The organism is Mycobacterium sp. 1482292.6 (genome assembly GCF_001672995.1).
GTDB classification, from domain to species: Bacteria; Actinomycetota; Actinomycetes; order Mycobacteriales; family Mycobacteriaceae; genus Mycobacterium; species Mycobacterium europaeum_A.
Genome location: NZ_LZKV01000091.1, coordinates 177,059 through 185,436 on the forward strand (window position 1 = coordinate 177,059; position 8,378 = coordinate 185,436).

Sequence of the window (8,378 nt, forward strand, 5' to 3'; positions counted from 1 at the left end):
GCAGCGAGTGTCCAGGCCACGACCAGCGGTCATGCGTTTAGCATCGAGTCACGATCATGTGCGACCCGCTCTGCGCGCCGGCCTTTCCGGGAGCCCCCGGCGCTAACCGGGCACGAATAGAAGGTCGAGTATGCGTCCTTACCACGTTGCAATCGTTGGTTCCGGCCCGTCGGGTTTCTTCGCCGCCTCCTCCTTGCTCAAGGCGGCCGACGGGTCCGCCGACATCGATATCGCGGTCGACATGCTGGAGATGCTGCCCACCCCGTGGGGGCTGGTGCGCTCCGGTGTCGCGCCCGATCACCCGAAGATCAAGTCGATCAGCAAGCAATTCGAGAAGACGTCCCAGGATCCGCGCTTCCGCTTCTTCGGCAACATCTCGGTCGGCGAGCACGTGCAGGCCGACGAGCTCGCCGAGCGTTACGACGCCGTCGTCTATGCGGTCGGGGCGCAATCCGACAAGGCGCTCAACATCCCCGGCGAAGACCTGCCGGGCAGCATCGCCGCCGTCGATTTCGTGGGTTGGTACAACGCGCACCCGAACTTCGAGGAAGCCACGCCCGACCTCTCGGGCGCCCGCGCCGTGGTCGTCGGCAACGGGAACGTCGCGCTCGACGTCGCACGCATTCTGGTCACCGACCCCGACGTGCTGGGACAAACCGACATCGCCGACCATGCGCTGGAGTCGCTGCGACCGTGCGGCGTCGACGAGGTGGTGGTCATCGGTCGGCGCGGACCGCTGCAGACCGCGTTCACCACCCTCGAGCTTCGTGAGCTGGGCGACCTGGAAAACGTCGACGTGATCGTCGACCCCGCCCAGCTCGAAAACGTGAGCGACGAAGACGCCGCGGCGGTGGGCAAGACGGCGAAGCAGAACATCAACGTGCTGCGCGATTACGCCAAGCGCGAGCCACGCCCCGGACACCGCCGCATCGTGCTGCGCTTCATGACCTCCCCGATCGAGATCAAGGGTAAGGACCGGGTCGAAGCGATCGTGCTGGGCCGCAACGAGCTGGTCACCGATGACAACGGCCGGGTTTCCGCCAGAGACACCGGCGAGCGCGAGGAGCTACCGGTCCAGCTGGTGGTGCGCTCGGTCGGTTATCGCGGGGTGCCCACGCCGGGGCTGCCCTTCGACGACAAGACCGCCACGATCCCCAACAGCGGCGGCCGGATCGAAGGCAGCCGCAATGAATACGTGGTCGGCTGGATCAAGCGGGGACCGACCGGCGTCATCGGCACCAATAAGAAGGACTCCCAGGACACCGTGGACACGCTGCTCGCCGATCTGACCGGCGCCGACGAGCTCGCGGATCTCCCGGACGACCACGCCGACCGACTTGCCGAATGGCTGGCGTCGCGCCAGCCCAAGCTGGTCACCTCGGCCCACTGGGACCTCATCGACGCCCATGAGCGGGCGGCCGGCGAACCGCACGGTCGTCCCCGCGTCAAGCTGCCGAGTCTGGCCAAGTTGCTGGGGGTCAGCCACGGCTGAGCGCTCGTGCTCGGCGGCGCCGAGTACGAAGGGCTCTACTCAACGACTCAATCCTCCGTAGCGTTGGGCGGGTGGGTAACGACCAACCAGTGACCGTGCTCTCCGAGGACGAGAACTGGAAGCTGTTGGGCAGTGTCGCGCTGGGCCGGCTGGTCACCAACTTCGCCGGCGAGCCCGAGATCTTCCCCGTCAACTTCGTCGCGCAGGACCGCACCGTGCTGTTCCGCACCGCGGAGGGCACCAAACTGTTCTCGGCGGTGGCCAATCACGCGGTGGTCTTCGAGGTCGACGATCACAACGTCATCGAAGGCTGGAGCGTCATCGTGCGCGGCCGCGCGCGCTTGCTGAAGACCGACGCGGACATTCAACGCGCCGAGCGCGCGCAGTTGTTGCCGTGGACGGCGACGCTCAAACCGCACTACGTGCGCATCACCCCGACCGAGGTCACCGGCCGCAATTTCCGGTTCGGTCCGGAGCCTGACCGTCACGAGCCGGTTGCGTGACGAGAAGCTCAGGCGCCTCCGCTCCGGTGAGTCGGCGGTGCATGGCCCAGGCGATCCGCCCGGCCTGAACCTTCGCCCGATCGGCGGCCGGACCGCGATACATCTCATCAACGGTGTTGTGCCACAGCGTGAGCCAGCGACGGAAGTGACGATCCGACAACGGGGCACGCGCGTGGATCTCGCGGTGCGCCTGTAACGCGCTGCCGCGATAGAGCCCCGCCCGGAACAGCACGGTCTCCCAGAAGTCGCACATCGTCGGAACGTGGGCCTCAAGCCCGGTGGCCCGCAACCCGGCAAACGGCTCGGCCAGGACCTCGTCATCCAACGCCCGCGCGTAGAAACGGCGCAGTAGGGCCTCCACATCGGCGCGGTCGACCAGGTCTGCACCCGCCCCGACCGTCGTGAGCTGGCTCACGGGGACTCCTCCATCTATCTGCGACTTACGGTAACACCATCTTGTCCGGCGGGGTGGCTGCGGGACAGGGCCATAAGTCCCTCGACGGCGACGGGGACACCCGGGGAGGAAAATTTCGCGTTCGGGTGCGCCGGCGACCGCGACGACCGCTGCGGGGCAGTATGTTTCAGATCACAGGGGTGGGTCTGACGCCAGTTACAGGTTGCCGCACCGTATCGCGAGCACCGAGTGACCCGCATGGCACAACTCCTCGGCCCGATAGGAGTCCGCGACCACCAGCTGGGCCGCTTCGTGCTGGGCACGCAGGTACCGGTCCACACCGCCGGCCACGATCGCCGGCACGGCCTGCACGTCGGGATACAACCGCCTCCACGGCGCCAGCCGGCGATCCAAATGCGCTTGCACCGAAGGCTTTCCGGGTCTGGTGTCACGCGCGTCGGAGCCCTGCGCCACCCACAACGCCCGCAGCGGCGTTTCGCGCAGTCGCGCCTCGTCGAAGGCGTGCCGCAGCACCTTGCCGTTGTCTGCTTCGACCACCACGCCGCTGACCTGCGCGGCAGTCGACCCTTGGATCACGGCGACCGGACACAGCGCCGAGCGGATCAGGCACGCCGCAACCGCGGGTCCGCCGTGGCGGGCATGGTTGAGCCCGATCCATCCGATGCAGATCATGACCGCCGACTGCGATTCCTCGAGGAGCTTGGAAACCGTTCGGCCCGAGACGATATCGGTTTCCACCTTGACCGGCTCGCCGACGGCGTCGACGGCCCGACGGGCGTCGGCCAGCGCCGCACGAGCTACGGCGAAGCGGGTATCGATGGCGCGCGCGCCCGAAGCATCGTGCGGGTCGATGACATAGACCAGTCGCAGGGGGATGTCGCGGCTGACCGCCTCATCGATCGCCCAGAGTGCCGCTTGTATCGCCGCCCTGGACCCGTCAACGCCTACCAGAATTGCGGGAGCTTGATACATGTTGCCCATCGCGGCTTCCTTCATCGAGCGGAAGAAGGTGATTTCTACACCGTTCACCCACGAGGTTATTGCCCGTAAACCCCGCTCCCCCAGAGGCATTGGTCCTCGAATTGATGCCATTGGACCCTATGGCGCGCCCGGTGAAACGGAATCTGGGGTGTGCAAGTGCGCGTCGTGGAGATCAAGGCGTCGAAATTCCCGCGAAGGTCATCAACGGCCGCGGAGAGCTGCAGGCGTCCGAGGAACTGCGCGAAGCCGCCGACCCTGTCCGAGAGTCCGTCGCTGCAGCTGCGGTAGGTGCAGACGCTGCTGGAGTTGGGGGTGGATCAGAACTCGACCGTCGTCTTCCCGCTACCGGTCGGCATCATTACGCCGTTCCTGCGGCATCCCGAGATGCTGTAGGAAGTGGTCGACAACCTCAACGATCGCGCGTGACGAACCACGCCGCGACCAGATACCAAGCACATCAAATACTTTCGTTGTTCAACAGGCGTCAAGTTAGGCGCGCGCCCATGGTGAACAAAAAATGAACAATCGGTGAACAGAAACTGAATTCTGCCTGGTCCCCGCCGTGAAATAGGCAAAACCCCGCAAGCATCGGCGGCACCTGCGACTTTTAAAGGGCCCGAACCCCCGAAGGTCTTTCGTGATGCCCTGCGCGCACTCTCCGCCATCCCGGTAAGCACCACGCCGCCCGCCCGAACGGGCGTGGTGTCAACGCGCCGGGCCGCCCTCTCATCTGACGGGGGTGAGCTTCGCCGACCGGCCGAGCGAATCGCGGGAGCGGCCCATAGATCCGAAAAACACGCCGATGCGGCGAGCGCCGGCGCCGGTGGCGTTTGTCCGAAAACCGCACATTGAGGGGACGTATCACCCATGGATTGGGCTTTCTTTCCACCCGAAATCAACTCCGCCCGGATGTACACCGGACCCGGATTGGCCTCGCTGTTGGCCGCCGCCGGAAGCTGGGACGCGCTGTCGGCCGAACTGGCCTCCACCGCCGAGTCCTACGAGTCGGTGCTCGCGGGCCTGGACCTGCAATGGCGCGGCGCCGCCGCCGAGTCGATGGCGTACGCGGCCGCCCGCTACGTGAGCTGGCTGCAGGCGACCGCCGAACAGACGAAGCAGACGGCCATGCAGGCGCGGACGGCCGCGGCGGCCTATGAGCAGGCGTATGCGATGACCGTGCCGCCGCCGGTGATCGCCGCCAACCGCACGCTGGTGGCGTCGCTGGTGGCGACGAACATCGTGGGCCAGAACACCGCGGCCATCGCCGACACCGAGGCACAGTACGCCGATTTCTGGGCGCAGGACGCCGCCGCGATGGCCGGCTACTCGGTGTCGTCGAGGGCGGCGACGACGCAGTTGCCGCGCTTCGGCACCGCAAGCAAGTCCACCACCGACTCCGGGGTGAGTGACCAGAACGCCGCCGTGGCCGCGGCCAACACCAATTCCAGCGTGAATAAGGCCGCCACGCAGACGTTTTCGCAGCTGTCCACGCAACAACCGCAGGTTGACCCGGGCACAGGCGACATCTACTACCTCGACGCATCGACGAGCTCGGGCAACAACGCCTTCCGGGTCCTCGACGCCATCCAGGGGACGGGCCTCGGCTTCAGCGCTCCGTACAACATGGAGCAGTTCGTGTCCGGCATCATCGGCGCGGAGAACAATCTGGGCATTCTGGCCAAGCCGGGTGCGGCCGCGGCCAATGTCGCTCCCGCCCTCGCGGCGCCGGCACTGCGCGGCGCCGCCTCGGGCCTGGGCGGTGGGCTGGGCAACGTCACCGCGACCCTCTCGCACGCCGGCACGATCGGGCCGATGTCGGTGCCCGCAAGCTGGGCCGCGCCCACGAGCACCCACATCTCGCCTTTGGAACCCGCCGGCTTCACCACGCTGCCGGGAACCGAAGAGCCGATCGCGTCCGGATATCCCGGCTGCCCGGGCATGCCCGGCGGCGGTGCCGCCCGGTCCGCCGGCGCGGGTGCGCCGCCCCGCTACGGCGTGCGGCTCACCGTGATGCCACGCCCGCCGGCCGCCGGGTGACGTGTCGCCAATCCGCCGACTGCCGCCGGTCATAGGAGAAATCCTCCGCCGCAAGCAGTTTCGCTTCACGCAGCCTTTAGAGCTGTAAGACATGGAATTCGGCTTTCTCCCGCCGGAGGTGAACTCCGGCCGGATGTACGCAGGTCCCGGGTCGGCCTCGCTGTTGGCCGCCGCGGGAGGCTGGGATTCGCTCGCGGCCGAGCTGGGCGTCACGGCCGCGGTGTACGAATCGGTGCTGTCCGGTCTGACGGGTGTGTACTGGCACGGCCCCGCAGCCCAGGCGATGGCGGCCGGTGCCGCCCCCTACGTCGCGTGGCTGTATATGACCGCCGAACTTGCTCAGCAGACGGCAACGCAGGCCCGGGCCGCCGCAGCGGCCTACGAGCTGGCGCATGCCATGACCGTGCCCCCGCCGGTGGTCGCCGCCAATCGCACCCAATTGGCGACCCTGGTGGCAACGAACTTCTTCGGCCAGAACACCGCGGCCATCGCGGCCACCGAAGCCCAATACGCCGAATACTGGGCTCAGGACGCCGCCGCGATGTACGGCTATTCCGCCAGTTCGACTGCGGCAGCACAGTTCTCGCCGTTCTCCTCCCCGCGACGGACCACCACTACCGACGGGGTGGCGGCACAGCAGGACGCCGTCGTCAAAGCCGCCGCGGATGCCTCGAACTCGGGCACGAACTCGGGTTCGCAGGTGGTGGTGGTGAACTCCCCGACTTCCAATTCGTCGTCGCAACTCTTCCGGATCCTCGACACCATCCAGGGCGCCCAGACCACGTTCAGATCCATTTTCACCACCGAGGGCACTACCGCCGGAATCATCCAGGCCGACAAGAACTTAGGCATCTTGCCGAACCTCGCGGCCGCCCCGGTCGCACTGCCCAAGGCGCCCGCACTCAGCGCTGCCACCTCAGGCCTGGGCAACGTCGACGCGGTGCTATCGCGGGCCGGACGGATCGGCCCGATGTCCGTGCCGGCCGGCTGGACGACCGCGGCCGGCAATCCCGCCGCGGCAGCGCCGGGCAGCGGCCTGGCCGACCTGACGGCGACCGAGCTGGTGACCCCAACCGGATCCACGCCGGGCATACCCGGACTTCCGGGCGGGACGGTCCGCCGGGCGGCGCTCGTTGTCCCCCGCTACGGCAGGCGGATCACGGTGATGACGCGCCCACCCGCGGCCGGATGACGGACGCTCAGCCCGCGGGCGGCTGCGGCGGCGCGGGCGGCGGAACCGCGGGGGCGAATTTCCAGTTGTCCGGATTCCTCGGCGAATACACCACGGGAAACAGCTGGCCGATGGTCGGCCACTGGTTCACGTCGACGGCCATGCGCTGATACACCGCGTGTTCGTTGACGGTGGGACCGTTGATCACGCCGGCGATGGTGACGAATTGTTCGCCGGTGGCATCGGGGCGGGGGCTGATCCCGGTGACCAGCAGCGTGCCGCTGAGCAGCTCACCTCGCGGGCCGCGCGGGACGAACCGCTGGACGAGAAACACCCCCAAGATGGCCACCAGCAAAAGCAGCAGTCCGAATTCCCACACGACGCCATGGTAGGACCGTGATAAGACTGCGTCATGAGTCGCGCCGGCGACGATCCGAAGTGAAGCGATGAGGAGGAGCGTGCACAACAGCCAGGACGATCTGGCGCTGGCACTGACGCTGGCCGACCGCGCAGACGCGCTGACTTCCGCCCGATTCGGCGCGCTGGACCTGCGCGTCGACACAAAACCCGACCTGACGCCGGTGACGGACGCCGATCGCGCGGTCGAAACCGAGCTGCGCGAGGTGCTCGCGCGCGAACGGCCCGACGACAGCATCGTCGGTGAGGAGTTCGGCGGCGACACCACCTTCACCGGACGTCAGTGGATCATCGACCCGATCGACGGCACCAAGAACTTCGTCCGCGGGGTGCCGGTGTGGGCCACCCTGGTCGCGTTGCTCCAAGACGGCATCCCCGTCGTCGGCGCCGTGAGCGCCCCGGCGCTGCAACGCCGGTGGTGGGCCGCGCACGCCCAGGGCGCCTTCGTCGCGGTCAACGGTGCGCCCGCGCGGCGACTCTCGGTTTCCTTAGTGGCACAACTGAATTCGGCGAGCCTCTCGTTCTCCAGCCTGTCCGGGTGGGCGCAGCTGGGTGTGCGGGATCGATTCATCGCGCTGACCGACGCCGTCTGGCGGGTGCGCGCCTTCGGCGACTTTCTGTCCTATTGCCTGCTCGCCGAAGGCGCCGTCGACATCGCCGCAGAACCCGAAGTGTCCGTGTGGGACCTCGCGGCGCTCGACATCCTGGTGCGCGAAGCGGGCGGGACGCTGACGGCCCTGGACGGCACCGCCGGACCGCATCACGGCAGCGCCGTGGCCACCAACAGCCTGTTGCAGCAGCAGGTGCTCGACAGCCTCGCTGTGAATTAGTTAACAAGTGTTCTCCGTGAACTTACTCCGGAGTAAGATCGGCGCTATCCGCATCGCCCAACGACCTGAGGCTGCCGAAAATGACCGGTTCCGGTTCTCAACAGACATCCGCCCGCTCCCGCGTCAAACGACGCGACCACAATTCCGCCGTCGGGCTACAACCCCACAAACGCACCGGCGTCGACATCGCCATCGCGCTGATCACCCCGCTCGTCGGGCAGGAATTCCTGGACAAATACCGGCTGCGTGACCCGCTCAACCGCGCGCTGCGCTACGGCACCAAGACGGTCTTCTCCACCGCCGCCACCTCGTCCCGGGAATTCAAGCGAATTCAGAACCTGCGCGGCGGGCCGACCCGGCTCAAGTCCAGCGGCAAGGACTACTTCGATCTGACGCCGGACGACGAACAGAAGATGATCGTCGAGACCCTCGACGAGTTCGCCGAGGAAGTGCTGCGGCCCGCCGCACACGACGCCGACGAGGCGGCCACCTACCCGCCCGAGTTGATCGCCAAGGCCGCCGAGCTGGGCAT

General features: G+C 67.4%; 9 protein-coding genes and 1 pseudogene. 7 read left to right on the forward strand and 3 right to left on the reverse strand.

The window, feature by feature from the left end; genetic code table 11:
- Positions 1-130 precede the first annotated feature (130 nt).
- Positions 131-1,492: an FAD-dependent oxidoreductase gene (locus A5624_RS09685; protein WP_066865182.1), complete on the forward strand. Its 1,362-nt coding sequence runs from the start codon at positions 131-133 to the stop codon at positions 1,490-1,492.
- A gap of 71 nt (positions 1,493-1,563) precedes the next feature.
- Positions 1,564-1,995 (forward strand): pyridoxamine 5'-phosphate oxidase family protein, encoded by a 432-nt coding sequence (locus tag A5624_RS09690; RefSeq protein ID WP_066865185.1) that lies wholly within the window; start codon positions 1,564-1,566, stop codon positions 1,993-1,995.
- On the opposite strand, the gene A5624_RS09695 is transcribed toward A5624_RS09690, so the two are convergent.
- A complete protein-coding gene (locus A5624_RS09695; protein ID WP_066865188.1) occupies positions 1,937-2,410 on the reverse strand; it encodes a group III truncated hemoglobin in 474 nt (157 codons plus the stop codon). The genes A5624_RS09690 and A5624_RS09695 overlap by 59 nt on opposite strands.
- Before the next feature lie 195 nt (positions 2,411-2,605).
- Positions 2,606-3,391 carry a universal stress protein gene (locus A5624_RS09700; RefSeq protein ID WP_066865261.1) on the reverse strand — a complete coding sequence of 262 codons (786 nt, stop codon included), beginning with the start codon at positions 3,389-3,391 and terminating at the stop codon, positions 2,606-2,608.
- A 144-nt stretch (positions 3,392-3,535) separates the two neighbouring features.
- On the opposite strand from A5624_RS09700, the pseudogene A5624_RS28130 reads away from it, so the two are divergent.
- The 3 genes and pseudogenes from A5624_RS28130 to A5624_RS09710 all read left to right on the forward strand — a co-directional run.
- Positions 3,536-3,784, forward strand: a pseudogene (locus tag A5624_RS28130) (slipin family protein); the annotation flags it as partial.
- A gap of 474 nt (positions 3,785-4,258) precedes the next feature.
- On the forward strand, positions 4,259-5,428 hold the full coding sequence (locus tag A5624_RS09705; protein WP_066865191.1) for a PPE family protein: 1,170 nt from the start codon (positions 4,259-4,261) through the stop codon (positions 5,426-5,428).
- Between the two features lie 91 nt (positions 5,429-5,519).
- The gene (locus A5624_RS09710; RefSeq protein ID WP_066865194.1) at positions 5,520-6,620 is read left to right on the forward strand and encodes a PPE family protein; all 1,101 of its coding nucleotides are present in this window, start codon (positions 5,520-5,522) and stop codon (positions 6,618-6,620) included.
- A 7-nt stretch (positions 6,621-6,627) separates the two neighbouring features.
- Here the strand turns inward: A5624_RS09710 and A5624_RS09715 are convergent, their stop codons facing one another.
- Positions 6,628-6,978, reverse strand: a complete 351-nt coding sequence (locus tag A5624_RS09715) for a hypothetical protein (protein ID WP_066865197.1) — start codon at positions 6,976-6,978, stop codon at positions 6,628-6,630.
- A gap of 67 nt (positions 6,979-7,045) precedes the next feature.
- On the opposite strand from A5624_RS09715, the gene hisN reads away from it, so the two are divergent.
- A complete protein-coding gene (gene hisN / locus A5624_RS09720; protein WP_066865200.1) occupies positions 7,046-7,846 on the forward strand; it encodes a histidinol-phosphatase in 801 nt (266 codons plus the stop codon).
- 80 nt (positions 7,847-7,926) lie between these two features.
- Positions 7,927-8,378, forward strand: a 452-nt coding sequence (locus A5624_RS09725) for an acyl-CoA dehydrogenase family protein (RefSeq protein WP_197518937.1), incomplete at its 3' end; no start/stop codon positions are given.

Bases quoted from the DNA above. Each gene is read 5' to 3' on its own strand.
- A5624_RS09705 (WP_066865191.1), top strand. From the start codon at position 4,259: ATGGATTGGGCTTTCTTTCCACCCGAAATCAACTCCGCCCGGATGTAC.
- A5624_RS09710 (WP_066865194.1), top strand. From the start codon at position 5,520: ATGGAATTCGGCTTTCTCCCGCCGGAGGTGAACTCCGGCCGGATGTAC.
- A5624_RS09685 (WP_066865182.1), top strand. From the start codon at position 131: ATGCGTCCTTACCACGTTGCAATCGTTGGTTCCGGCCCGTCGGGTTTC.
- A5624_RS09700 (WP_066865261.1), bottom strand. From the start codon at position 3,391: ATGGGCAACATGTATCAAGCTCCCGCAATTCTGGTAGGCGTTGACGGG.
- hisN (WP_066865200.1), top strand. From the start codon at position 7,046: ATGAGGAGGAGCGTGCACAACAGCCAGGACGATCTGGCGCTGGCACTG.